Raw genomic sequence first — 23,073 nt, 5'->3', positions numbered from 1 at the left:
GCTTGAGTCTGGGGCTGGTTCGATTGCGGGAAGCATGGTCGTCCCGGGCATGCCGGCGCCCCAGCCCGAAGCGACGAAGACACGCATGCACCGCCGCATCCCGCCCGAAGCGACGGAACGCGCACCGCATGATGGGAACGATTCAGATCAGGCGGTCGAGCAGCGACTGCGCGTACAGGGCCAGGCTACCAGAGAGCACGCCGAACACGACCACCGCGGCTGCGCCGCCGGTCCACGCGACCAACATCAGCGCGCCGTCGCGCTCGATCAGGGCCAGCGCGTAGAGCAGCAGCAGACCGCCGAACAGGTAGTTGGTGAGCGGGATCGGCAGCGACAGCAGCAGCCCGAGCACCACCAGCAACACCCCGGTGAACACGGTCGCGGCGCGGGTGTCGAGCAGCCGCGGCAGGCGCGGCCGCACCACCCGCTCGAGCCGGCGCAGCACCGGCCCGAGCTTGCTCTCGAAACGCGCCAGTGCGTGCCGGTGCGGCCCGCGCCGCGCCAGCGATTGCGGCAGCCACGGCCGTCGCCGCAGCGCCAGCAACTGCACCCCGATCAGCATCACCAGCGGTCCCGCGATCGCCCCGCCGACCGGGATCGGGATGAAGGCGGGCAGCACCGCGACGAACAGCAGCATCCCGAACGCGCGCCGTCCCAGCCCCGCCATCAGTTCGCGCAGGGGCAGCAGCTCGTTGGGGTCCCCGACTGCGAAGTGGTCCAGGATCGCGCGCAGGCCGGCTTCGCGCGACAGGCGCGGGCGGCGGGAATCAGCCATCTTCGCCAGCGTCCTCCGCGTTGCCCGCGGCCGGCACCCGCTGCAGCAGCAGCTTGTCCACCCGTGGCCCGTCGAGATCCACCACCTCGATCCGCCAGCCCTGCCATTCGAAACTCTCGCCCGGATTGGGGATGCGCCCGAACCACGCGATCGCCATGCCCGCCGCGGTGTGGTAGTCGTGCTCGTCCTCGCCGGGCAAGGCGCCGCCGCCGAGCAGTTCGCGCAGTTCGTCCAGGTGCAGCCCGCCGTCCACCAGCAGCGAGCCGTCGTCGCGCTCCACCACCGCGGCCTCGGCCTCGGCCGGTTCGCCGCCGTGCCGGCCGAGCACCGCGCTCAGCAGGTCGCTGACGGTGACCAGGCCCTGGATCTCGCCGTATTCGTCCACCACCAGCGCCAGCGACTGCTGCTCCTCGCGGAAGATCTCCAGCAGCTTCATCGCGTGGGTGGACTCGGACACGAACACCACCGGGCGCAGCGAGCGGAACAGCTCCGGCGCGCGCTCGTCGAGGCGGTCGAGCAGCGACTTCACCTCCAGGACCCCGAGCACGTCGCTGTCGCTGCCGCGATAGACCGGATAGCGCGAATAGGGCGTTGCGCGCATCACCGCCAGGTTCTCCTCGAAGCTTGCCGCCGCGTCCAGCCAGACGATGCGCGTGCGCGGGGTCATCAGGCTCTCGGCGGTGCGGTCGCCCAGGCGCAGCACCCGGTTCATCATGTCGCGCTCGTCGGCGTCGATCACGCCCTGCTCGTGGCCTTCGCTCACCAGCAGCCGGATCTCCTCCTCGGTGATCGCGCTGCGGGCGTCGTCGCGGATCCCGAGCAGGCCGAGCACGCCGCGGTTGATCGCGCCGAGGGCGCGCACCATCGGGGTGGCGGCGCGGGCGAGCGCGTCCAGCGGCAGCGCCACCGCCACCGCGATGCGCTCGGGATTGGTCAGCGCCAGGCGCTTGGGGATCAGCTCGCCGAAGATCACCGAACCGGCGGTGATCAGCCCGACCGCGGTGCCGATGCCGATCGGCGCGGCGTATTCGCGCGCGTCCGGCAGCAGGCCGTCCAGCCAGCCGGCGATCATCAGGCCGATGGACTCGCCGCCGAACACGCCGGTGAGCACGCCGATCAGGGTGATGCCGACCTGGACCGTGGACAGCAGGTTGTCCGGGTGCTCGGCCAGCGCCAGCGCCCGCCGCGCCCCGCGGCTGTGCGGCGCCATCTGCCGCAGGCGCGACTTGCGCGCGGTCACCAGGGCCATCTCCGACATCGCGAAGAAGCCGTTCAGCGCGATCAGGGCGGCGACGATCAGCAGTTCCAGCACGCGGGCGGTTCCGTCGTCCGGGGCGGGAGGGGGGGCGGCCACACGGCGGCCTGGGCGGCACGACGTGGGGACGAAAGCGGTGGGGAGGGGTGGTCGTGCATGGTTCGGCGCGGGGGCGCCGGCGGGATCATAGCAGCCCCCGGCGCGGCACCCGCCTGCGCCTCGCCTGCCCGGGGTCGCCGGAGCATGGGCAGGAATGTCACCGAACCGTCATAATTCGCGCCTTCGGTCCGGACCCGACCACGAGGCGCCCGATGTTCTCCCTGCAGACGATCTTCGGCCAGGGCAAGCAGTTCTATGCCCTGCTCAACGACGCCGCGGCCGCGGCCCACGACAGCACCAAGGCCCTGTACGAGATGCTGAAGGCGCCCGAGCGCACCCCGGCGCTGGAGGCGTTCAAGCTGGCCCGCCAGCGCGAGCGCGAGACCGCCGAGAAGATCAGCCAGGCGCTGGTGGACAGCTTCATCACCCCGATCGAGCGCGAGGACATCGAGGCCCTGGCCTCGGCCCTGTACCGGATCCCGAAGCAGGTCGAGCGCTTCGCCGACCGCTACGCCCTGGCCAGGCACCGTCTGGAGGGCATTGATTTCGCCCCGCGCGCGGCCATGCTCGAGCAGGCCGCCTCGGTGGTGGTGCAGATGGTGGCCGAGCTGCCGAACCTGCGCCTGGACCGGATGAAGGCGCTCAACGACCGCCTGCGCGTGATCGAGACCGAGGCCGACCGCCTGATCCTGGAGCTGCACCGCGACATCTACTCCGGCCGCCTCGACGCCGCGGAGATGTTCCTGCTCAAGGAGTTCTTCGAGATCCTCGAGAAGGCCATCGACCGTTGCCGCGAGGCCGGCGTGGTCGCCTACGAGATCACCCTGAAGAACAGCTGAGGCCGCCCCCATGCTCACGCTCGTGCTGGTGGTGATCCTGGCCGCGCTCGTCTTCGAGTTCATCAACGGCTTCCACGACACCGCCAACTCGATCGCGACGGTGGTCGCGACCAAGGTGCTCTCGCCGGGCCAGGCGGTGGTCCTGGCCGCGGTGGCCAACCTGATCGGCGCGTTCTGGGGCACCGCGGTGGCCAAGACCATCGCCTCGGGCCTGGTGGACACCGACGTGGTGGTGGTGACCTCGCAGGTGATCCTGTGCGCGCTGACCGGCGGCATCGTCTGGAACCTGATCACCTGGTGGTTCGGGTTGCCGTCCTCGTCCTCGCACGCGCTGGTCGGCGGCCTGTGCGGCGCGGCGCTGGCCGCGGCCGACAACAACTGGGACGCGCTGATCTGGTCGGAGACGGTCGGCGAGTGGGCCAAGAACAAGGGCCTGCTGTGGAAGGTGCTGCTGCCGATGGTGACCTCGCCGGTGGCGGGGTTCCTGCTCGGCATCGTGATCATGGTGCTGCTGTGGGCGATCATCGCGCTGATGGCGCGCGCCGGCGGCGCGCTCGCGCGCGCGGCGCGGCCGCGCTGGGTCAACGCCTTCTTCGGCAAGGCGCAGCTGCTGTCGGCGGCCTACATGGGCCTGGCGCATGGGCGCAACGACGCGCAGAAGACCATGGGCATCATCGCCCTGTCGCTGTTCGGCGCGCAGGCCACGGGGGCGCTCGACAACCTGCCGGCGTGGGCGCAGTTCCTGCATCCGGACGGCGGCGAGGGCGACATTGACCGCTGGATCATCGTCACCTGCGCGCTGGTGATGGCCGCGGGCACCGCCGCCGGCGGCTGGCGGATCATCAAGACACTCGGCCACAAGATGGTGAAGCTGCACCCGATCAACGGCTTCGCCGCGGAGACCGCCTCGGCCACCATCCTCACCACCGCCGCGCACTTCGGCATGCCGGTGTCCACCACCCACAGCATCTCGACCGCGATCATGGGCGTGGGCTTCGCCAAGAACCCGCGCGCGCTGCGGTTCACGGTGATCGAGCGCATCATCTGGGCGTGGATCCTGACGATCCCCGCCTCCGGCGGCATGGCCTACGGGTTGCTGAAGCTGTTCGAGGCGCTGGGCTGGGCCTGAGCCCGGCCCGCGCCCGGTCTCAGAGCAGGTCTCCGCCGGCCGAGAGCATGCGCTCCATGCGGTCGCCCATGCCGCCGATCTCGAGCACCAGGCGGTCCACCTCGGCGGCGGACAGGCCGTCGTAGGGGCGGTTCTCGCACAGTTGCAGGTAGGGCACGCCGTCGAGCTCGCCGATGGCGAGGTAGCCGACCCGGCTCTCCCAGTTGAAGGCGAGCGCGCGGCGCGCGTCCAGGCCGGTGGTGGGGGCGACCGCAGTGCTCACCCGCAGGTAGTTGCGTCCGTCGTCGTCCTGGATCTCGGAGAGGAAGATCGCCTGGTGGCGGCGGCCCTGGTCGAGCGAGAGCTCCACGCACATCACGTACGGTTCCTGCATCGTGATGCGGTAGTCGCTGGCGGTCAGGTGGCTGCGGATCTGCTCGAAGTTCTGCATGATGCGTCCTGCCCTCCGACGGGCCCCCTATCCTAGTCGTTGATGCCGGAGCTGTCTGCCGCCGAGCGCATCCTGGCCGCGGTCCGCGCGATCCCGCGCGGGCAGGTGGCCGGCTACGGCCATGTCGCCCGACGCGCGGGGCTGCCGGGGCGGGCGCGGTTGGTGGCGCGGGTGCTGGCCGGGAACGGGGATCCGGCGCTGCCCTGGCACCGGGTGCTGCGCGCGGACGGGCGGATCGCGTTCCCGCCGGGCTCGCCGGGGTTCCGCGAGCAGTGTGCGCGGCTGCGGCGGGAGGGGGTGAAGGTCGTGAACGGGCGGGTGCGGATGCCGCGCGCGGGCGAGGATCTCGACGCGGCGCTGTGGCGCATCGGCTGAGACGGCCCCGCCGCTATCATGGACGGCCTTGCGTCCATGGATTCCCCCACATGCTCGCCAATCTGCCGCGGGTCACCAAGGCGCTGCTGATCGCCAACGTCGCCGCGTTCGTGCTGCAACTGCTGCTGGGCGACGAGACCTTCGCCGCATTCATGCTCTGGCCGCTGGGCGATGGCGGCGCGGGGCTGGACACGTCGGTGCGCACGTTCCTGCCGTGGCAGCTGGTGAGCTACGGCTTCCTGCACGGCAACCTGCCGCATCTGCTGTTCAACATGCTGGCGCTGGTGATGTTCGGAGCCCCGCTCGAGTACACCTGGGGCAACCGGCGCTTCATGACCTATTACTTCACCTGCGTGATCGGGGCGGGTGCGATCCAGCTGGGCGTGGCGTCGTGGTACGCGGCGCAGGGCGGCGGGGCGTATCCGACCATCGGCGCCTCGGGCGGGGTGTTCGGGCTGTTGCTGGCGTACGGGATGCTGTTCCCGAACCAGCGGGTGATGCTGTTGATCCCGCCGATCCCGATGAAGGCGCGGACGCTGGTGATCGTGTACGGCGCGATCGAGCTGCTGCTCGGGTTCAGCGGGGTACAGCCGGGAGTGGCGCATTTCGCGCACCTGGGCGGGATGCTGTTCGGCTGGCTGTTGATCCGCTACTGGCGCGGCCAGCCGCCGTTCGGCGGCGGGCGCCGGCGCCGGCCGCCGGATATCCGCATCGTGCGGTGAGGCGCTTGCGGGGCGAGCAACGGCAACAGCCAAATGGGTCCCGGCTTGCTCCGGGGCGACGACATCGAAGCCTTGGCACGCACACCCCGGGCATACCGGCGCCCCGCTCGAAGCGACAGAGACTCACGCGCACATGCGCGCCGTTCGGTTCAAGGCCAGATCCGGATCCGTTGCGCGTCGGCGAGCTGCATCGGGGTGCCGGCCTTGCAGGCGAAGGTTTCGCCGAAGGCGGGCAGGTGCTGCAGCGGTGCGTTGGTGCGCCACTGGCCGGGCGCGTGCACGCCGCTGGCGGCGCGTTGGGTCGCGGCTTCCGCGCTGAGCTGCTGCGGCCACAGCGCGGCCCAGCCGCGGAAGAACGCTTCCCGCGACGGCTTCGCGGGGTTGGGTTGCGCGGTGGTGAAGGCCGCCCACGCCAGCTCCAGCCCCGACAGGTCGGCCAGGCCCGCATCGCGCACCTGCGCGCCGTTGAGCTTCACGCCGGTCAGCGCCGGCCACGGCAGCGCGCCGTAGTGCGCTGCCACGCGCTGGCCCAGCGCATCCCAGGCCGCGGCTTCGGCCGGCGTCCACCAGTCGCGCACCGTGCCGGCCGCGTCCACGTGCCGACCGCGCCCGGCGACCGCGTGGGTCAGCTCGTGCCCGACCAGCGCGCCGAAACCGCCGTAGTGCGCCGCCGGCTCGCGCGCCATGTCCAGCACCGGCGCCTGCAGCATGGCCGCGGTCACGATCAGCCGGTTCTGGGCGATGTCGTAGGCCAGCGCCGGCTGCTGCGGCAGCACGTCCCAGCGCCGGTCGGCGTTGCCCTTGCCGATCCGCTTCATCTCCTCGCGGTGGCGCCAGGTGGAGGCGATCAGCATGTTGCCGCCGAAACTGCCGCGGCCCATCGGCTGCACCGTGTAGTCCAGGTCGCGGCGCGGCGTGCCCACCTCGATCTTCAGCCTGGCAAGCTTGGCCTTCGCCTCGGCCTTCGCCGCCGGCGACATCCAGGGGCTGCGCTCGACCGCCGCGGCGAGCGCGTCGCGCACTTCGCCGGCGATGCGCTCGGCGTGCGCACGCGTGGGCGCGGGCAGGTAGCGCGCGGCGTACTCGCGCCCGAGCATCGGCCCGGCCGCGGTGTTGATCGCATCCAGCACCTGCCGCCAGCGCGGCGCCGGCGCGGCCTGCCCGCGCAGCACCCGGCCGCGGAACTCGAACTCGGCGTCGCGCCAGGCCCTGGACAGGTACGGCGCCATCGCGTTGCCGACGTGGAAGCGCAGGTACGCCTGCCACTGCGCCGGCTTCAGGCTGCCGACCAGCGCGTCGAGCTGGGTGAACAGCCCGGGATTGGCCAGCGAGACGCGGTCGTCGCGCACGCCCTGCGCTTCCAGGAACCTGTCGAGCTGCAGGCGCTTGTAGCGGCGCAGCTCCTGCACCGCGACCGGCGCGTAGTTGGCGGCCGGGTCGCGCAGCGCGGGGAGCGGCCTGGCGGCCTGCGCCAGCCGCGTTTCCAGATCAATGACGAGCCTGGCGTCGGCGGCGAGCCGCGCCTCCGGCGTGCCGGCGAGGGCGAGGATCTTCCGCACGTAGCCCTCGTAGCGGCCCAGCAGCTCGCGCGTGGCCGCATCGGTGCGGGTGTAGTAGGCCGGATCGGGCAGGCCGAGCCCGCCCTGGCCGAAATAGCCGATGTGGCGGTCGAGGTCCTGCAGGTCCACGTCGGCGGCGAAGTTGAACGCGACCGGGATGCCGACCTGGTGCAGCGCCGCGATCGCCGGCGCGATGTCCTTCGGCTTGCGGATCGCACCGATCCGGTCGAGCAGCGGCGCGATCGGCCTGGCGCCGTCGCGTTCGACCGCGGCCTCGTCCAGGCCGCTGGCCCAGAAATCGCCGAGCAGCTTCTGCACCGTGTTCTGCGGCTGCTGCATCGCCGCATCGAGCAGGTCGCGCTGCTGTTGCTGCGCGCGCGCGGCGAGTTCGCCGAGGGCCGAGACCGCATCGCCGGCCGGGGCCGGGTTGGCCTTCAGCCAGTCGGCGTTGGCGACGGCGTAGAAGTCGGTGCAGGCGGTGGGTGCGGGCGGCGCCTTGGGTGCGGCGCGGCGGCGGCGTTTCTGGGCGTCGGCGTCGGGCGCGGCGAGCGCGGCGGCCAGGCAGACGGCGAGGGCGATGACGAGCGGACGCGGCTGGTGCATGCGGAACGGTCATCCGGGGGAGAGGGTCGCGCGAGTGTACCCAACCCCCGTCGCCGCGCCGTCGGCGCGCAAAGACGAAGGCCCGCACGAGGCGGGCCTTGGTCACGTTCCGCGGCAGGATCTGGTTACCAGATCACCACCTGCGCCTCGCCCTGGCGCACCATCGGCGCGCCCGGCTTGCACTGGAACGCGGCGGCGAAGGCCGGCAGGTTCGACGGCGCGCCGATCGCGCGGAAGTTCGCCGGCGCGTGCGGGTCGGTGGTCAGGCGCACCTTCAGCTCCTCCTCGGTGAAGTTGCGGCGCCACACCGTGGCCCAGTTCAGGAAGAAGCGCTGGTCGCGGCTCAGGCCGTCCACCATCGGGTCGGGCTGGCCTTCGGTGGCGCGCTTGAGCGCGTCGTAGGCGGTGGCCAGGCCGCCGAGGTCGGCGATGTTCTCGCCGAGGGTGAGCTTGCCGTTCACCTTCATGCCCGGCAGCGCCTCGTACTGGTTGAACTGTTCCACCAGCTTGCCGGTGCGGGCGGCGAAGCCCTTGGCGTCGGCCTCGGTCCACCAGTTCTCGAAGTTGCCGCTGGCGCCGAAGCGGCTGCCCTGGTCGTCGTAGCCGTGGGTCATCTCGTGGCCGATCACCGCGCCGATGCCGCCGTAGTTGAGCGCGTCGTCCGCGTTCGGGTCGAAGAACGGCGGCTGCAGGATCGCGGCCGGGAACACGATCTCGTTCTGCAGCGGGTTGTAGTAGGCGTTGACCATCTGCGGCGGCATCGCCCACTCGGTGCGGTCCACCGGCTTGCCGATCTTGGACAGCTGCCACCTGTAGTTGAACTCGCTGGCGGCCAGGACGTTGCCGAGGTAGCTGTCGCGGGAGGTGGCCAGGCCGGTCCAGTCGCGCCACTTGTCGGGGTAGCCGATCTTGGGCGTGAAGCTGGCCCACTTCTCCATCGCCTTCTTCTTGGTCTCCTCCGACATCCAGTCGAGGTTCTCGATCCGGGCCTTCAGCGCCGCGGACAGGTTCTGCACCAGCGTCTGCATGCGCGCCTTGGCTTCGGGCGAGAACGCGACCTTCACGTACAGCTGGCCCATCGCCTCGCCGGCCAGGGCCTCGACCGTGTCGAGCACGCGCTTGCCGCGCTCCTTCATCTCCTTCTGCCCGCGCAGGGTCTTGCTGTAGAAATTGAAATGCTCCTCGGCGAAGGCGTCGGCCAGGTACGGCGAGGCGGCGTCCACGGTGTGGAAGCGCAGGTAGCTGCGCCACTGCGCGGCCGGCACGTCCTCGAGCATCCGGCTGACCTCCTGGTGGAAGCCGGGGATGGCGAGCGAGAACATCTTCGGCGCGGCGATGCCCTGCGACTCGAAGAACTTCGTCCACGGGAAGTTCGGCGTGAGCTTGTCGGCCTCGGCCGGGCTGACCGGGTTGTAATACAGCGAGACGTCGCGCGAGAGCTCCTCGCTCGACTTCGACACCTTCGCCAGGCGGGTTTCGAACGCGACCACGTCCCGGGCCTGTTTCGCCGCATCGGCCGCCGGCACGCCGGACAGTTCCAGCACCCTGGCCACGTGCCGTTCGTAGGCGGCGAGCTTGTCCTGCTTGTCGGCGTCGAAGTAGTAGCTCCTGTCGGGCAGGCCCAGCCCGCCCTGCATGGCGTAGCCGATCACCATCTTCGAGTCCTTGAAGTCGGCCTCGGCGCCGAAGCCGAACAGCCGGTTCTCGCCGCGCGCGGCGCTGGCGCGCAGGTATTCGGCGATCGCCTCCTTGCCCTCGAGCGCGGCGATCTCGGCCAGGCGGCCCTCGAGCGGCGCGATGCCCTGGGCGTTGATCCTCGCCGCGTCCATGCCGGTGGCCCAGAAGTCGCCGACGATCTTCTCCACGCCGGTGGCGCCGGCCTTGGCCGCGGCCTGCTCGGCGAGCTGGCGCTGGATCGCCTTGGAGCGCTCGCCCAGCATCTCGAACGCGCCCCAGCTGGTGCGGTCGCCGGGCACCGGGTTGCCGGCCAGCCACTTGCCGTTGACGTAGCCGGCGAAGTCGGTGCACGCGTCCTTCGCCGGATCGAGGTCGGTCGCCGAGAAGCGGTTGACCGGGGGCAGCTTGCTCTCGTCGAGGACGAAGCCGGGGCTGGCGGCCGGAGCGGGGCCGTCGGCCGCCGGGGTCTCCTCCTTCCCGCACGCGGCGAGGGCGAGGGTGACGGCGAGGGTCAACAGCAGGACTTGCGGCTTGTGATTCACGAACGGCTCCGGCCCGGACGGGCAAAGGGAAGATCGAAGGCCGCACAGGATACGGCCGGCCCGGCGGATCGCGGGGCATCGGCGACTGTAGCCGCCGCCCCCGGCCGGGGCTGGTGTCGAAGGTCATGCGGGGCCGTGACAGGCGCGCCCGGACTGCCCACACTCGGCACAGGTCCCCAGGGAGCGACGGCATGCGGGTGCATTTCCACGGCGCCGCCGGCGAGGTCACCGGCTCGCTGCACGAGGTCGAGGCCAACGGCCACCGGATCCTGCTGGACTGCGGGATGATCCAGGGCAGCCCGGAGGCGGAGCGGCGCAACGCCGATCCGTTCCCGTTCGACCCGGCGCGGATCGACGCCGTGGTCCTCAGCCACGCCCACATCGACCACATCGGCCGGGTGCCGCTGCTGGTCAAGCGCGGCTTCCGCGGCCCGATCTACACCCAGGCCGCCACCGCCGACCTGCTGCCGGTGATGCTGCTGGACGCGGCCACGCTGGCCGAGGCCGACGCCGCGCGCGCCAACCGCCACCGCAACGGCGGGCCGTACCTGCCGCCCCTGTTCACCCGCGAGGACGTGCACGCCGCGCTCGCCCACGTGCGGCCGCTGCGCTACCACGCGCGCACCCAGGTGGCGCCCGGCGTGGAGATCGTGCTGCGCGACGCCGGCCACATCCTGGGGTCGGCGATCGTCGAGCTGTGGGCCGAGCGCCGCAAGCTGGTGTTCTCCGGCGACCTCGGCCCGAAGGGCTCGCCGATCCTGCGCGACCCGACGCCCGTGCGCGAGGCCGACCTGGTGCTGATGGAGTCCACCTACGGCGACCGCAACCACCGCGAGCGCGCGGCCACCGTGCAGGAACTGGGCGAGGTGTTCGAGCATGCCGCACGCGAGCACGGCAACGTGCTGATCCCCGCGTTCGCGGTCGGGCGCACCCAGGAGATCCTGTACTGGTTCGCCCGGCACTGGGACGACTGGGGCCTGTCGCGCTGGCGGATCTTCCTCGACAGTCCGATGGCGACCAAGGTGATCGGCGTGTACGGCCGCCACGAGGACCTGTTCGACGAGCAGGCGCGCGAGGTCTGGCGCAGCAAGCCGCATCCGTTCCGTTTGCCCAACCTGCGCTACAGCGAGACGACCGAGGACTCGCAGGCGATCAACCGCATCGAGAGCGGGGCGATCGTGATCGCCGGCAGCGGCATGGCCAACGGCGGCCGCATCGTCCACCACCTGCGCCATCACCTGGACCGGCGCAGCACGCACGTGGTGTTCGTCGGCTACCAGGCCGAGGGCACGCTCGGCCGCCGGCTGGTGGACGGCGCGCGCTGGGTGCGCATCCACGGCCGCGACGTGCGCGTGGGCGCCACCATCCACACCGTGGGCGGGCTGTCCGCGCACACCGACCAGCGCGGCCTGCTCGAGTGGTACGGCCATTTCGACGGCCACCCGCCGGTGGCCCTGGTGCACGGCGAGGACCGCGCGCGCGAGGCCCTGGCCGGCGAGATCAACGAACTCTACGGGCGGCAGGCGGTGCTGGTGCGGCCGGGAACCGAGCTCGAGGTGTGAGCCGATCGGGGCGGGCGACCCTGAACGGCACCCCGGCCGCCGCTGGCGTCCGGCCCTGCGCTCGCGTAGAGTGCGCCCCTCCTGCGCACGGCTGATCCGTTTTCCCGGTTAGCCCGCCGTCCGGTCTCTCCGGCGGCCCATATCCCGCACGCCTTTCGTCGCGCAGGCGCGGCCCGGTGCCACCGGCCGTGTCCATCCAACGCTCGCAGCGCGGTTCCAAGGAAAGCTACGAGTCCCACGGCGGCCCCGGGCCGGCCGTGACCACCGGAGCTTCCCATGACATTCGAATCGCTCGGGCTCGCGCCCGCGTTGCTGCGCGCGCTCGCCGACCACGGTTACACCACGCCGACGCCGATCCAGGCCGAGGCCATCCCGCTCGCGCTCGCCGGCCACGACCTGCTCGGCGGCGCGCAGACCGGCACCGGCAAGACCGCCGCGTTCGGCCTGCCGCTGCTGAACCGCCTCGCGAAGCAGGCGCCGGGCAACGGCTCCCGCCGCCCGCGCGCGCTGGTGCTGGTGCCCACCCGCGAGCTGGCGGTGCAGGTCGCCGACAGCCTGCGCGGCTACGGCAGGCACATCCGCATGGGCGTGGCCACGATCTTCGGCGGCGCCGGCATGGGCCCGCAGGTCGAGGCGCTGCGTCGCGGCGTGGACGTGCTGGTCGCCACTCCCGGGCGTCTGATCGACCACCTCGACCGCGGCACTGCCAGGCTCGACGAGGTGCAGGTGCTGGTGCTCGACGAGGCCGACCGCATGCTCGACATGGGCTTCCTGCCGGCGATCAAGCGCATCCTCGCCAGGCTGCCGCGCGAGCGGCAGACGCTGCTGTTCTCGGCCACCTTCGAGGCCGAGCTGAAGAAGCTGGCGCTGGAGTTCATGCGCGAGCCGCGCCAGGTGCAGATCGCCGCGCAGAACACCGTCGCCCGGACCATCGCCCACCGCGCCCATCCGGTGGACGCCTCGCGCAAGAAGGAGCTGCTGGTGCGGATCCTCAGCGACCGCCATACCGAGCAGGCGATCGTGTTCGGCCGTACCAAGCACGGCTGCAACCGGCTGGCCGAGCAGCTCCAGGACGCCGGCCTGAAGGCCGTGGCGATCCATGGCAACAAGAGCCAGGCGCAGCGGCAGAAGGCGCTCGACGCGTTCAAGGCCGGCAGCGCGCGCGTGCTGGTCGCCACCGACGTCGCCGCGCGCGGGCTGGACATCCCCCACCTGCCGCTGGTCATCAACTACGACCTGCCGATGGTGGCCGAGGACTACGTGCACCGGATCGGCCGCACCGGCCGCAACGGCGCCAGCGGCGAGGCGCTGTCGCTGGTGACCCACGAGGACGGCGGGCTGCTGCGCCAGGTGCAGAAGCTGCTGAAGCAGGAGGTGGAGAGGTGGGAGATCGAAGGCTACGCGCCCGCGCGCCCGATCAACCTCGATGCCCCGCTGCCGAACCCGCGCCAGCAGCAGCGCGGGCCGCGGCCGCAGCATGGCGGCAACGGCAACGGCGGCGACCGCAACGCGCGTGCCACGCCGAAGCCTGCGCACCGGCCGCATGGCAAGCCGGCCGCACGGCATGCGCATGCCGGGGCGCAGGGCCGCGGTGGCGGCCAGCGCAGCGGCGGTTCGCGGCAGGGCTGCAGCGGCTGAGGCGCTTCGCGACGAGTCACGAGGGCCGGCAATGCCGGCCCTTGCTCATTGGTGCGCCGTCGGCACCGGGCCGCGAGACGCCGCCGACGGCGAAACTACCGCCGCGACACGGCTCGAAGCATCCGGCGGCCGATCAGGTCGTCGCGCCGCACCCACTGGTGCCACAGCGCGGCGCCGGCATGCATCGCTGCCAGCGCGAGCAGCAGCCAGGCGCCGTAGACGTGCAGGTACCAGGCCAGCGCGCGGCCGCCCTCGTCGTCGCGCGGCGGCGTGAACAGCGCCGGCAACTCGACCAGCCCGAGCAGGCTGCGGTCGGCTCCCGTCCACACCCAGATCACGTAGCCGCTGGCCGGCAGCGCCAGCAGCAGCGCATACAGCGACAGGTGCACGCCGTGGGCCAGGTACGCCTGCCAGCGCGGTGGCGCCGGCCGCAGCGGTGCCGGCGCGGGCGTGGACAGGCGCGCGGCGATGCGCAGCAGCGCCAGCGCGAACAGCAGCACGCCCAGCTGGAAATGTGCGTCGAACAGAGCCTCGGCCAGCGCGTGGCGATCGCTGCGCTCGGCGACGAAGCCCAGTGCCCACTGCAGCGGCAGCAGCGCGGCCACCGTCCAGTGCAGGGCGCGCACGCTGGCGGGGTAGCGTTCCGTGCGGGTCATCGCGCGCCTGCCGTCGGCGCGGCCCCGCAGCCCGGGTAACCGGGGATGTTGCGGCCGAGCACGATGTCGCGCCGCACCCGCCAACTGCCGTTGCGGCGTGCCGGAGTGGCGATGCCGTGCCCGCCGCGACCCTGGTCGAGCTTGGTGCGCTGCGCCGGTGTCAGCCGTGGGTCGTCGCTGAACAGCACGTCGTCTATGTAGTACAGCGCGCAGCCGGGCTCGATCACGTGCAGGTGGATGTGCTGCGGGATGTCGGTGCCGGGGTAGCCTCCGGGACGGACGGTCAGGAAGCCGTAGCGGCCTTCGGCGTCGCTGCGCGCCCATGCACGCAGGCGGCCGTGGCTGCGTGCGGCCGCGGGCGTGCCGGCCGGCGCGGGCGGGTACAGGCCGCGGTGGTCGGTCTGGTGCGCGTAGATGATGACGCCGGCGCGCGGGCGCCCGGCGGCGTCGCGGACGGTGCCGTGCACGTGCAGCGGTTCGCCGGGTTCGTCGGGCGGGGCCAGGCGCGCGATGGTCGGCGGCATGGCGGGCAGGCCGGCCAGCGCCGCGCGGCAGCTCTCGCAGGGAAGCCCTACGATCGCGGGTGGGCGTTGCGACGCCGCCGCCACGCCGGCTGACAGCGAGGCGAGGGCAATGACGGCGGCGACGATGAAAGCGGGGAGGCGCATGGGACATGGTCCGCAGGTGGGTTCGAAGCGCATGAGCGGCGCCGAAGCCGCGGCGTTAACCCGCGTGGCGCGGTTAACGCCCGGCCCCGTCGCCCCCTCCGGGCCTTGAAGACCAGACAAGGACGCGGATGCGCACAGCGCCGGACCCGTTGGAGATCGCCAGGCAGGTGCGCGATGCGCGCGCCGGTTCGCAGGCGGCATTCGCCTGGCTGTACCGCGCGTTCGCGCCGCTGGTGCACGCGATCCATCTGGGCATGGCGCCGCGCGCGCAGGCCGAGGAACTGGTGCAGGAGACCTTCGCCCAGGCCTTCGCACGGCTGGCGACGCTGCGCGAGCCGCAGCGTTTCGGTCCCTGGATCGCGGCGATCGCGCGCCACAACGTGCCGGCCCCGCGGGCGCCGCTGGACACGCTGGATGACGAGCATCACGTCGCCAGCGCCGACGCCGGGCCGGACGACGCCGCCGAGGCCGCGCGCGTGATGCGCGCGATCCGCACGCTGCCACCGGCGTACCGCGAGACGCTGGCGCTGCGGCTGGTGGAGGGCTACGGCGGGCCGGAGATCGCAGCCCTGACCGGGCTGTCGCCGGGGTCGGTGCGGGTCAACCTGCACCGTGGCATGGCGCGGCTGCGCGCGGCGCTGGGCGTGGCGGCCGACGGCGAGGAGGTGGACGATGTCGCGACCTGATGACCCGTTGTGGTCGCCCGGCGCGGGCGGCGATGCCGAACTGCAGCGGCTCGAGCGCCTGCTGCGGCGCTACCGCCACGTGCCGTCGGCGGTGCCACCGCCAGCGGCCCGACCGGCGCTGCGGCGTGGTCGCACCCGCTTGCCGCTGCGCCTCGCCGCGGCGGTGGCCGGCATCGCGCTGCTCGGCGCGGCGGCGTGGCTGCCGTGGCGGCTGCAGTGGCGAGCCGACGCGCCGTGGCCGGTGGTCGCCAGCGGGCACGGCCGCGCCGTCATGCTCGCGCCGGGCGAGCGGCTGGTCACCGGCGATGGCGAGCAGGCGCGCATCGAGGTGGCACGGATCGGCGTGATCGAGGTTTCGCCGCGCACGCGCCTGGCGCTGGTCGCCACCGGCCCCGGCCGCCACCGCGTGGCATTGGAGCAGGGCCACATCCGCGCGCGCATCTGGGCACCGGCAGGCTACTTCGGCGTGCGCCACGGCGCGGCGGAGACCGTTGACCTGGGCTGCGAGTTCGACCTGTGGCAGGCTGCCGACGGCAGCGGCCGGCTGACAGTGCGCAGCGGCTGGGTCGCGCACGAGGTGGGCGCCGAGGAGACGCTGGTGCCCGAGGGCCACACGCTGGCCTTCGACGCCGGCCGCGCCGGCGTGCCGCTGCGCGGCGACGCAGCGCCGCCGTTCCGCGTGGACGTCGCCCGGCTCGACGCGGGGCTGCGCGCCGGGCGCCGCGACACCGCGCTCGAACACCGCATCGCCGCCGCCGCGCGCGCCACCGACGCGCACACCCTGCTGGCGCTGCTGACGCGCCATCCGTCGCTGGCCGACGGCCCGCTGTACCCGCGGCTGGCCGTGCTGATCGGCGCACCGGCGGACGACGCCCGCCATCGCGCCGCGTGGGCGGCCGGCGGGGTGCACGCCATCAATGCGTGGTGGGACCGGATCCCGCGGCCGCCGAAGCAGTGGTGGCGCAACTGGCGTGACGCGCTGCCCTGAACGCGTCGCGCCCGGTCAACGCCGAAGGGCCGCACGAACCGGCCCGTCGTCTTGCCGCCACAGATGCGATCAGCCCTGCTTCGAGGCGATCCAGCGCGCGATCTTGTCCTCGAGCACGTCCAGCGGCACCGCGCCGTCCTTCAGCACCTCGGCGTGGAACTCGCGCACGTCGAACTTCGGGCCGAGCGCCTGCTCGGCCTTCGCGCGCAGTTCCTTGATCCTGAGCTCGCCGATCTTGTAGGCCAGCGCCTGGCCGGGGATGGCCATGTAGCGCTCGGCCTCGGCGGTGGCCTGGGTCTCGGACTCGGCCGAGTTCTCGAGCATGTAGGCGATCACCTGCTCGCGGGTCCAGCCCTTGCTGTGCAGGCCGGTGTCCACCACCAGCCGGATCGCGCGCCACAGCTCGTTCTGCAGGTAGCCGAAGTAGTTGTACGGGTCGGTGTACACGCCGAGGTCCTTGCCCAGCGACTCGGCGTACAGGCCCCAGCCCTCGGCGAAGGCGGTCTCGCCGCCGAAGCGGCGGAACCTGGGCAGGTTGGTCAGCTCCTGCTGCAGCGCGATCTGGAAGTGGTGGCCGGGGATCGCCTCGTGCAGGTACAGGTCCTCGGCGTCCCAGGTCTTGCGCGTGGGCAGGTCGTAGGTGTTGACGTAGAAGATGCCGGGGCGCGAGCCGTCCTCGCTCGGCGGGAAGTACTGGCCGCCGGCCGCCGACTGGGCGCGGAACGGCTCGACCGGGCGGATCTCGAACGGCGACTTCGGGATCAGCGAGAACAGCCCGGGGATCCTTTGGTTGATCTTCGCTTCCAGTGCGCGATAGTGGGCGAGCAGCGCTTCCTCGCTCGCGAACGAGAAGCGCGGGTCGGTCTGCATGAACTTGAAGAACTCCTGCAGCGAGCCCTTGAAGCCGACCTGCTGCATCACCTTGCGGATCTCGCCGTGGATGCGCGCGACCTCGTCCAGGCCGATCCGGTGGATCTGCTCCGGGGTGAGGTCGGTGGTGGTGCTGCTGCGCGCGCTGAACGCGTACCAGGCCTTGCCGTTCGGCAGCGCGTCCATGCCGTGGCTCTCGCGCGTGGCCGGCAGGTATTCCTCGGCGATGAAGGTGCGCAGCTTGCGGTACGCGGGCAGGATCCGGGTGCCGATCAGGTCGCGGTAGGCGGCGGTCAGCCGCGCCTTGTCCTCGGCGGAGAACTCGGCCGGCATGCGCGCGATCGGGCCCCAGAACAGGGTCTGCTCCGGCTGGTCCCTGATCACCGCGTCGAGCTGCGGCAGCACCTTCACCATCAGTGCGCGCGGCTGCACCACGCCGGCTTGCATGCCCTGGCGCATGTTGCCGATCGCGCTGTCGAACAGCACCGGCACGCGGCTGGCGCGGGCGATCCAGTTCTCGTAGTCCTTGACCGTGCGGAACGGCTGCGCGCCGGTGCCGGAGCCGAGCTGGACGATGAAGCTGGGGATGCTGTAGAACTGGTTGATCGGCAGCATCCAGGACGGGAACTGCTCGGCTTCCAGCGACTGCTTCGCGTCGCGCACGAAGATCTGGTAGCTCAGCAGGTCCTGCCCGCTCAGGCCCTCGGGGCCGATCGCCTCGACGCGCTCGAGCCAGCGCACGGTGAAGTCGTGCGCCTGCTGGCGGTACTCGGCCGAGAGGAAGTCCGGCAGCTGGTCGTTGTAGCGCGGGTCGCCCTGGAAGGTGGCCTGGATCGGGTTGAGCCTGAGGCTCTCTTCCCAGAACTCCTCGTACAGCCGGTTGAGCCGCTCGGCCTTGCTCTCCGCGGGCCGCTGCGCGGCGGGTGCGGCCTGGGCGTGCGCGGCGGGCGCGTGGCCGGCGAGGACGGTGGCAAGGGCCAGGGCGAGGGCGGCGGGCAGGCGGGCGGTCATGGTGGTTCCGGGGCGGAGGGCAACCCCGCGAGCCTCGCCGCGCCCCGGCGGGCGGGCATGGGCCAAAGGTCACGGACGCGCGCGTTCAGCGCGCCGCCGCCTGGCGCAGATGCGCGGCCCGCTCGCGCCCGAGGTAGGCGGTGATCGCGCGCCGCATCAGGTAGATCAGCGGGATCAGCGCGACCGCGGCCAGCATCTTGTAGGCGTAGTTCATCGTGCCCACCGCCAGCCACAGCGAGGTCGGCCATTGCTGGGGGCCGATCACGAAGGCGATGTAGAGCACGATGAAGCTGTCCAGCAGCTGCGACACCGCGGTCGAGCCGGTGGCGCGCAGCCATACCCAGCGCTCGCCGGTGGCGCGGCGGATGCGGTGGAACACGCTGACGTCGATGAGTTGCCCGACCAGGAAGGCCGTGACCGAGCCGGCGATGGTCCACAGGCCCTGGCCGAACACCGCGGCGAATGCGGCCTGGTAGTCGGGCACGCCCTGGTCGCGCGCCGCCTCCACCCACCAGTGCGCCGGCGCCAGCGCGATCGCGGCGAACGCGAACACGAAGCCGTACAGGATCAGGCCGACGGCGATCCACGAGATCGTGCGCACCCCGCGGCGGCCGAAGAACTCGTTGATCACGTCGGTGAACACGAACACCAGCGGCCACAGCAGGGTGCCGGCGGTGAAGTTGAGCGAGCCGCGCTGGCCGAACAGGTTCCACTCCAGCGGCCGCAAGCCAAGCGTGTCCTCGAGGGCGAAGATCTTCACCCCGATGAACTCGGCCAGCACCGCGTTGACGCAGAAGAACGCCGCCAGCGCGATGAACAGGCGCGTGGCGCGGTCGTCGAGGGGGTGGCCGCTCACGGCTGCCGCGCCGGCGGGCTGAAGGGGATGGACTCGGGCGACACCGCGCCGCCGCTGATGATGAAGCTCATCGCCTGGTCCACGGTCCAGTCGGTCGGGGTCATCTTCTCCACCGGCACGATCTCCAGGTAGCCGGAAGTGGGGTTCGGGGTGGTCGGCACGTACACCGCGGCCAGCTCGCGCCCGGTGCCCTGTTCGCGGATCACGCGGGTGACGAAGCCGATGGACTTCATCTCGGTGTGCGGGAAGTCGATCAACACCACGCGCTGGGTGCCGTCCGGCTTGGTCTGCAGGATGTCGAGCAGCTGGCGCGCGCTGCCGTAGATGGTGCTGGCCAGCGGCACCCGGCTCACCAGCGCCTCGAACCAGCCCAGCAGGCGCTGGCCGACCACGCGCCGCGCCATCCACCCCGACAGCAGGATCACGCCCAGCGTGGCCAGCAGCGAGAACGCGGTCTGCATCCACGGGTCGTCCACCCAGCCGAGCATGCGCGGGTCGAGCGCCGCGACCTGGTGCGAGAGCGGTTCGACCAGCGGCTTGCTGAGGTCGGTCAGCAGCACGAACACGAACTTGACCACGATCCAGGTGAGCCAGATCGGGAGCAAGGTCAGCAACCCGGCGATGAACAGCCGCTGCAGGGAAGGGGTGCGCATGGCGGCGATTGTACGGGCCGGCCGCGTGCCGGCCTAAAGTTCGCGCACCAGGCGGAAGCCGACGTCGTCGTAGCCGCGCGCAGGATCCAGGGCGCGGGCGCCGCTCGCCCCGCGCCAGGAGCTGCCGGCGGCGTAGCGCTGGCGGCAGCCGGGGGCGCAGTCGCTGGTCCATTCGGCGACCGCGCGGCCGGCGCCGGCCAGCGGCGGCAGGGCGCGGCGCTCGGCGCCGCTGGGCAGGCGGTACTGGCGGCCGCTGGTGCCGCTGAACCAGCGCGCGTAGGCCTCGGCGTCGGCCCAGGAGACGCAGACCGCGGGGCCGGCGTCGGTCAGGGCGAAGCCGGGGTTGCGCCAGTCGCGCGGGGCGACCACGCGCAGCAGCGACAGCCGCTCGCGGCACAGCGCAGGGGCACGTCCGGTGGCCTGGACGAAGCGCGCGTACTCGCCGCGGGTCACCGGGCGCGGCATCGCCGCGAGGATGCGCTCGCCCACCCGGGCCACGACCGTGCCGGCGGGATCGTCGGCGATGCGTTGCCCCGGCTGGGCGATCTTCTCGGCGCGCGCGCGCAGGGCGCGGGCGAGCGCGGCGTCGCCGGTGAACTCCTCGGCCAGGGCCGCCGCCGCCAGCGCGTCCTGGCGTGCGACGCGGCGCTCGGCGTCGGCCACCCGCGCGGCGAGGGCTTCGGCCGCCGGCGGGCGCAGCCTGGCCAGCAGCGGCGGGCCCAGCGGCGCGGTCTGCGCAGCGAGTTCGCGCGCACGGGCGAGATACTCGCGGGCGCGTGCCGCATCGCCCTCGCGCAGCCGGCGCGCCATCTGCTCGCCCAGCGCCTGCATCACTGCGGCCAGGGTCTCGTCCATGCGTTCGTGCTGCGGATCGGCGCGCCAGGCTTCGACCGCGCTGGCGACCGCGTTGTCGCCCGCCGGCGCGATCAGCCTGCGCGCAGCCAGCTGGCGTTCGGCGGCGCTGATCCAGCGCTGGGCCGGGGATTCCGGTGGCGGACGCAGCATCTTCTCGATCGGATCCTCGGCCGGCGGCAGGGCGGCCGGCGCGGCCCGGTCCGGGGTGGCGATGCGGAAGAACCCGTCCTCATCGCTCGGCGCCCAGGTCACCACCCACGCCACCACGGTCAACGCCAGCACCACGCCCGTGGCCCAGGCCCAGTACGGCAACCGCCGCAGGCGTTCGCCCGCGCGCGCCAGGCCGGCCAGCAGCGCGGCGGGCGTGAACGCACCGCGCTCGATCTGCTCCAGCGCCTCGAGCATCTGCTGCGCGCTGCGGAAGCGGCTCTGCGGCTGCTTGGCCAGCGCCTTGTCCATGAACGGCTGCCAGTGGCGCAGCCGTGCCGGCAGGCGCGGGATCGGCTGCTGCGCGTGCTGCATCGCCATCGAGAGCGCGTCGCCGGCCTTGTACGGCAGCTCGCCGGTCAGCATCTCCCAGGCCAGCACGCCGACACTGTAGAGGTCGGCGCGGCTGTCCACCTCCTCGCCGCGCGCCTGTTCCGGGGGCATGTAGGCGGTGCTGCCCACGGCCAGGCCGGCGCTGGTGACGCGCGGGTTGCTGCCCTTGCGCAGGGCGATGCCGAAGTCGGCCAGCTGCGGGCGCTCGGCGTCGTCGAACAGCACGTTCTCGGCCTTGACGTCACGGTGCACCACGCCGCGCACGTGGGCGTAGTCGAGCGCGTCGAGCAGGGCGCGCAGGATCGCCAAGGTGCGGGCCTCGTCCAGGCGGCCGTGGCGCGCGATGCGGGTGCCCAGGTGCCCGCGCGGCAGGTACGGCATCGCGTAGTAGGGCAGCCCGTCGAGGGTGCGTCCCACCTCGAAGATGTCCACGATGTGTGGGTGGTCCAGGCGGGCGATGGTGCGCGCCTCGTTCTCGAAGCGGCGGCGGCCGACCTCGTCGGCCAGCGCCTCCGGCAGCATGACCTTGACCGCGACCTTGCGCCCGAGCGACTCCTGCTCGGCCAGGTACACGGTGGACATGCCGCCGTGGCCGATCACGCGCAGGAGCTTGTAGCCGCGGATTTGCGGCAGCTCGTGGCCGGTGTCCTGCGTCGTCGAATCGCCTGCCATTGGCGCCCCCCGCTTCCCGCGCCGAGCATAGCGCCTGCGGCGGGCCGCGGGAACGTCAGCGGGCCGGTTTGCGCCGGACGTAGAGCTGCTTGCGCACGCGGGCGACCACGGCGTGATCGTCGTCGCGGACCTCGGTCTCGAACCAGCGCAGGTGCTTCTCGCCCGTGGCGGTGGCCTCGCGCATGGCCTGGACGGTGGTTTCGTCGAGCGCGAACTCGGCGTGCACCCGCCCGCGCCCGGGCTTGAGGAACGCGATCTCGGCGGCCTGGTCCCAGACGATGTAGTCCCGGCCGAGGCGATTGAGCGCCAGCAGCATCCAGAACGGGTCGGTCATCGCGAACAGGCTGCCGCCGAAGTGGGTGCCGACGTAGTTGCGGTTGTACCAGCGCGGGCGCAGCGCGACCCGGGCCAGGCTCCAGTCGTCGGCGATCTCGTGCACGCGGATCCCGGCGAACAGGAACGGCGGCCACAGGTTCATCGCGCGGCGCAGGCCGCGCGCGTCGAGCCGGCGCGGCATGGATCAGACCAGCAGCAGCGAGGACATCCGGCGCCGGTAGCGGCCGACCAGGTCCTCGTCCTCGACCACCCGGAAGGCATCGAGCAGGGCCTTGCGCGGCAGGCCGTCGGCGAAGTTGCGGTCGCGGCGCAGCATTTCCAGGAACTGCTCCAGCCCGGCCTCGGCGTTGCCGGCGACGATGTGGTGCACGCCGAGCAGGTGGCGCGCGCGCAGGTCGTCGGGGTTGCTGGCGATCGCGGCCTCGAGCACCTGCGGCGGCGGGGCGTCCCTGAGCAGCGCGGCGAAGCCCAGGCGCGCGCGGGCGCGCACCGCGCGGTCGTCGTGGGCCAGGTTGGCCGGCAGTGCGTCGAGCAGTTGCTCGGCCTCGTGCGCGGCGCCGGTCCGCAGCAGCGCCAGGGCCAGCTCCAGCTTCAGTTCGGGCTTGTCCGGCGCGGCCTCGATCGCCTTGCGCAGGCGCAGCACCTCGGCGTGCGGGTCACGCGGCGCGGTCTCGGCCGGCGCGGCCGCGGCGGCGGGGGCGGGCTCGATGCCGTGGTGCCTGAGGAACTCGCGCAGCTGCCCTTCCGGCAGCGCCCCGGGGAAGCCGTCCACCAGCTGCCCGTCCTTGACCAGGAACACGGTCGGGATCGAGCGCACCTGGAACGCGGCGGCGAGCTGCTGCTCGCGGTCCACGTCCACCTTGGCCAGGACGAATGCGCCGTTGTACTCGGCGGCGAGCTTTTCCAGGATCGGGCCGAGGGTCTTGCACGGGCCGCACCAGGCGGCCCAGAAGTCCACCAGCACCGGCACCTGCAGCGAGCGGTGCAGGACCTCGGCCTCGAAATTGGCGGCGCTGACATCGAAGACGTGGGGCGTGGCCGGGGTGTCGTGCATGGCAGGGCTCGTCGTGGGGTCGC

General features: G+C 72.5%; 21 protein-coding genes. 8 read left to right on the top strand and 13 right to left on the bottom strand.

Annotation, left to right across the window (positions count from 1 at the left end):
• Nucleotides 1-142 precede the first annotated feature (142 nt).
• Nucleotides 143-775, bottom strand: coding sequence for an exopolysaccharide biosynthesis protein (locus FPV26_RS01160; RefSeq protein WP_147651660.1), 633 nt, complete (start codon nucleotides 773-775; stop codon nucleotides 143-145).
• Nucleotides 768-2,087 carry a hemolysin family protein gene (locus FPV26_RS01155; RefSeq protein WP_147651658.1) on the bottom strand — a complete coding sequence of 440 codons (1,320 nt, stop codon included), beginning with the start codon at nucleotides 2,085-2,087 and terminating at the stop codon, nucleotides 768-770. Before FPV26_RS01155 ends, FPV26_RS01160 begins: the two co-directional genes overlap by 8 nt.
• A 254-nt stretch (nucleotides 2,088-2,341) precedes the next feature.
• On the opposite strand from FPV26_RS01155, the gene FPV26_RS01150 reads away from it, so the two are divergent.
• Both FPV26_RS01150 and FPV26_RS01145 read left to right on the top strand, forming a co-directional pair.
• On the top strand, nucleotides 2,342-2,968 hold the full coding sequence (locus tag FPV26_RS01150; RefSeq protein WP_147651656.1) for a DUF47 domain-containing protein: 627 nt from the start codon (nucleotides 2,342-2,344) through the stop codon (nucleotides 2,966-2,968).
• A gap of 10 nt (nucleotides 2,969-2,978) precedes the next feature.
• On the top strand, nucleotides 2,979-4,097 hold the full coding sequence (locus tag FPV26_RS01145) for an inorganic phosphate transporter (protein WP_147651654.1): 1,119 nt from the start codon (nucleotides 2,979-2,981) through the stop codon (nucleotides 4,095-4,097).
• 19 nt (nucleotides 4,098-4,116) lie between these two features.
• On the opposite strand, the gene FPV26_RS01140 is transcribed toward FPV26_RS01145, so the two are convergent.
• Complete coding sequence (locus FPV26_RS01140; RefSeq protein ID WP_147651651.1) at nucleotides 4,117-4,527, bottom strand: hypothetical protein; 411 nt, start codon at nucleotides 4,525-4,527, stop codon at nucleotides 4,117-4,119.
• A 42-nt stretch (nucleotides 4,528-4,569) separates the two neighbouring features.
• On the opposite strand from FPV26_RS01140, the gene FPV26_RS01135 reads away from it, so the two are divergent.
• Nucleotides 4,570-4,902 (top strand): MGMT family protein, encoded by a 333-nt coding sequence (locus FPV26_RS01135; RefSeq protein WP_147651649.1) that lies wholly within the window; start codon nucleotides 4,570-4,572, stop codon nucleotides 4,900-4,902.
• A gap of 50 nt (nucleotides 4,903-4,952) precedes the next feature.
• Nucleotides 4,953-5,624 (top strand): rhomboid family intramembrane serine protease, encoded by a 672-nt coding sequence (locus FPV26_RS01130; protein WP_147651647.1) that lies wholly within the window; start codon nucleotides 4,953-4,955, stop codon nucleotides 5,622-5,624.
• A 149-nt stretch (nucleotides 5,625-5,773) separates the two neighbouring features.
• Here FPV26_RS01130 and FPV26_RS01125 read toward each other — a convergent pair whose 3' ends face one another.
• A complete protein-coding gene (locus FPV26_RS01125; protein WP_147651645.1) occupies nucleotides 5,774-7,786 on the bottom strand; it encodes a M13 family metallopeptidase in 2,013 nt (670 codons plus the stop codon).
• Nucleotides 7,787-7,911: 125 nt separating this feature from the next.
• Nucleotides 7,912-10,005: a M13 family metallopeptidase gene (locus FPV26_RS01120; RefSeq protein ID WP_147651642.1), complete on the bottom strand. Its 2,094-nt coding sequence runs from the start codon at nucleotides 10,003-10,005 to the stop codon at nucleotides 7,912-7,914.
• Between the two features lie 191 nt (nucleotides 10,006-10,196).
• On the opposite strand from FPV26_RS01120, the gene FPV26_RS01115 reads away from it, so the two are divergent.
• On the top strand, nucleotides 10,197-11,567 hold the full coding sequence (locus FPV26_RS01115) for an MBL fold metallo-hydrolase RNA specificity domain-containing protein (protein WP_147651640.1): 1,371 nt from the start codon (nucleotides 10,197-10,199) through the stop codon (nucleotides 11,565-11,567).
• Nucleotides 11,568-11,843: 276 nt separating this feature from the next.
• Complete coding sequence (locus FPV26_RS01110; protein ID WP_147651637.1) at nucleotides 11,844-13,205, top strand: DEAD/DEAH box helicase; 1,362 nt, start codon at nucleotides 11,844-11,846, stop codon at nucleotides 13,203-13,205.
• 95 nt (nucleotides 13,206-13,300) lie between these two features.
• Here FPV26_RS01110 and FPV26_RS01105 read toward each other — a convergent pair whose 3' ends face one another.
• Both FPV26_RS01105 and FPV26_RS01100 read right to left on the bottom strand, forming a co-directional pair.
• Nucleotides 13,301-13,861: a cytochrome b gene (locus tag FPV26_RS01105; RefSeq protein WP_147651635.1), complete on the bottom strand. Its 561-nt coding sequence runs from the start codon at nucleotides 13,859-13,861 to the stop codon at nucleotides 13,301-13,303.
• Nucleotides 13,858-14,529: a dioxygenase family protein gene (locus FPV26_RS01100; RefSeq protein ID WP_147651633.1), complete on the bottom strand. Its 672-nt coding sequence runs from the start codon at nucleotides 14,527-14,529 to the stop codon at nucleotides 13,858-13,860. Before FPV26_RS01100 ends, FPV26_RS01105 begins: the two co-directional genes overlap by 4 nt.
• A gap of 128 nt (nucleotides 14,530-14,657) precedes the next feature.
• Between FPV26_RS01100 and FPV26_RS01095 the strand changes: the two genes are divergently transcribed.
• Together FPV26_RS01095 and FPV26_RS01090 are read left to right on the top strand one after the other, a co-directional pair.
• Nucleotides 14,658-15,215 carry an RNA polymerase sigma factor gene (locus FPV26_RS01095; protein ID WP_147651631.1) on the top strand — a complete coding sequence of 186 codons (558 nt, stop codon included), beginning with the start codon at nucleotides 14,658-14,660 and terminating at the stop codon, nucleotides 15,213-15,215.
• Nucleotides 15,202-16,203 carry a FecR family protein gene (locus FPV26_RS01090; protein WP_147651629.1) on the top strand — a complete coding sequence of 334 codons (1,002 nt, stop codon included), beginning with the start codon at nucleotides 15,202-15,204 and terminating at the stop codon, nucleotides 16,201-16,203. The genes FPV26_RS01095 and FPV26_RS01090 overlap by 14 nt, the downstream gene beginning before the upstream one ends.
• A gap of 69 nt (nucleotides 16,204-16,272) precedes the next feature.
• Here the strand turns inward: FPV26_RS01090 and FPV26_RS01085 are convergent, their stop codons facing one another.
• The 6 genes from FPV26_RS01085 to trxA all read right to left on the bottom strand — a co-directional run bounded on the left by FPV26_RS01085 (nucleotide 16,273) and on the right by trxA (nucleotide 23,050).
• Nucleotides 16,273-18,084, bottom strand: a complete 1,812-nt coding sequence (locus tag FPV26_RS01085) for a DUF885 family protein (RefSeq protein ID WP_147651627.1) — start codon at nucleotides 18,082-18,084, stop codon at nucleotides 16,273-16,275.
• A gap of 85 nt (nucleotides 18,085-18,169) precedes the next feature.
• Nucleotides 18,170-18,940 (bottom strand): queuosine precursor transporter, encoded by a 771-nt coding sequence (locus FPV26_RS01080; RefSeq protein ID WP_147651625.1) that lies wholly within the window; start codon nucleotides 18,938-18,940, stop codon nucleotides 18,170-18,172.
• Entirely contained in the window at nucleotides 18,937-19,593 is a 657-nt protein-coding gene (locus FPV26_RS01075; protein ID WP_147651623.1) for a DUF502 domain-containing protein, read from the bottom strand. Before FPV26_RS01075 ends, FPV26_RS01080 begins: the two co-directional genes overlap by 4 nt.
• 33 nt (nucleotides 19,594-19,626) lie before the next feature.
• The gene (locus FPV26_RS01070; RefSeq protein ID WP_147651621.1) at nucleotides 19,627-21,660 is read right to left on the bottom strand and encodes a bifunctional serine/threonine-protein kinase/formylglycine-generating enzyme family protein; all 2,034 of its coding nucleotides are present in this window, start codon (nucleotides 21,658-21,660) and stop codon (nucleotides 19,627-19,629) included.
• A gap of 55 nt (nucleotides 21,661-21,715) precedes the next feature.
• Complete coding sequence (locus FPV26_RS01065) at nucleotides 21,716-22,177, bottom strand: DUF4442 domain-containing protein (protein WP_246109167.1); 462 nt, start codon at nucleotides 22,175-22,177, stop codon at nucleotides 21,716-21,718.
• 3 nt (nucleotides 22,178-22,180) lie between these two features.
• Nucleotides 22,181-23,050: a thioredoxin gene (trxA, locus tag FPV26_RS01060; RefSeq protein WP_147651618.1), complete on the bottom strand. Its 870-nt coding sequence runs from the start codon at nucleotides 23,048-23,050 to the stop codon at nucleotides 22,181-22,183.
• Nucleotides 23,051-23,073 lie beyond the last annotated feature (23 nt).

Origin of the sequence: Vulcaniibacterium gelatinicum, assembly GCF_008033445.1 — a bacterium.
Taxonomy (GTDB): Bacteria; Pseudomonadota; Gammaproteobacteria; order Xanthomonadales; family Xanthomonadaceae; genus Vulcaniibacterium_B; species Vulcaniibacterium_B gelatinicum.
The sequence above is the reverse complement of the archived record's forward strand: the minus strand, read 5'-3'. Positions and strand labels throughout refer to the sequence as shown.

What these genes read in the sequence shown, in the direction of transcription:
- FPV26_RS01125 (WP_147651645.1), bottom strand. Translation starts at nt 7,786, where the DNA reads ATGCACCAGCCGCGTCCGCTCGTCATCGCCCTCGCCGTCTGCCTGGCC.
- FPV26_RS01110 (WP_147651637.1), top strand. Translation starts at nt 11,844, where the DNA reads ATGACATTCGAATCGCTCGGGCTCGCGCCCGCGTTGCTGCGCGCGCTC.
- FPV26_RS01145 (WP_147651654.1), top strand. Translation starts at nt 2,979, where the DNA reads ATGCTCACGCTCGTGCTGGTGGTGATCCTGGCCGCGCTCGTCTTCGAG.
- FPV26_RS01150 (WP_147651656.1), top strand. Translation starts at nt 2,342, where the DNA reads ATGTTCTCCCTGCAGACGATCTTCGGCCAGGGCAAGCAGTTCTATGCC.
- FPV26_RS01135 (WP_147651649.1), top strand. Translation starts at nt 4,570, where the DNA reads ATGCCGGAGCTGTCTGCCGCCGAGCGCATCCTGGCCGCGGTCCGCGCG.
- FPV26_RS01065 (WP_246109167.1), bottom strand. Translation starts at nt 22,177, where the DNA reads ATGCCGCGCCGGCTCGACGCGCGCGGCCTGCGCCGCGCGATGAACCTG.
- FPV26_RS01160 (WP_147651660.1), bottom strand. Translation starts at nt 775, where the DNA reads ATGGCTGATTCCCGCCGCCCGCGCCTGTCGCGCGAAGCCGGCCTGCGC.
- FPV26_RS01130 (WP_147651647.1), top strand. Translation starts at nt 4,953, where the DNA reads ATGCTCGCCAATCTGCCGCGGGTCACCAAGGCGCTGCTGATCGCCAAC.
- FPV26_RS01095 (WP_147651631.1), top strand. Translation starts at nt 14,658, where the DNA reads ATGCGCACAGCGCCGGACCCGTTGGAGATCGCCAGGCAGGTGCGCGAT.
- FPV26_RS01070 (WP_147651621.1), bottom strand. Translation starts at nt 21,660, where the DNA reads ATGGCAGGCGATTCGACGACGCAGGACACCGGCCACGAGCTGCCGCAA.
- FPV26_RS01085 (WP_147651627.1), bottom strand. Translation starts at nt 18,084, where the DNA reads ATGACCGCCCGCCTGCCCGCCGCCCTCGCCCTGGCCCTTGCCACCGTC.
- FPV26_RS01090 (WP_147651629.1), top strand. Translation starts at nt 15,202, where the DNA reads ATGTCGCGACCTGATGACCCGTTGTGGTCGCCCGGCGCGGGCGGCGAT.
- FPV26_RS01115 (WP_147651640.1), top strand. Translation starts at nt 10,197, where the DNA reads ATGCGGGTGCATTTCCACGGCGCCGCCGGCGAGGTCACCGGCTCGCTG.
- FPV26_RS01100 (WP_147651633.1), bottom strand. Translation starts at nt 14,529, where the DNA reads ATGCGCCTCCCCGCTTTCATCGTCGCCGCCGTCATTGCCCTCGCCTCG.
- trxA (WP_147651618.1), bottom strand. Translation starts at nt 23,050, where the DNA reads ATGCACGACACCCCGGCCACGCCCCACGTCTTCGATGTCAGCGCCGCC.
- FPV26_RS01075 (WP_147651623.1), bottom strand. Translation starts at nt 19,593, where the DNA reads ATGCGCACCCCTTCCCTGCAGCGGCTGTTCATCGCCGGGTTGCTGACC.
- FPV26_RS01140 (WP_147651651.1), bottom strand. Translation starts at nt 4,527, where the DNA reads ATGCAGAACTTCGAGCAGATCCGCAGCCACCTGACCGCCAGCGACTAC.
- FPV26_RS01105 (WP_147651635.1), bottom strand. Translation starts at nt 13,861, where the DNA reads ATGACCCGCACGGAACGCTACCCCGCCAGCGTGCGCGCCCTGCACTGG.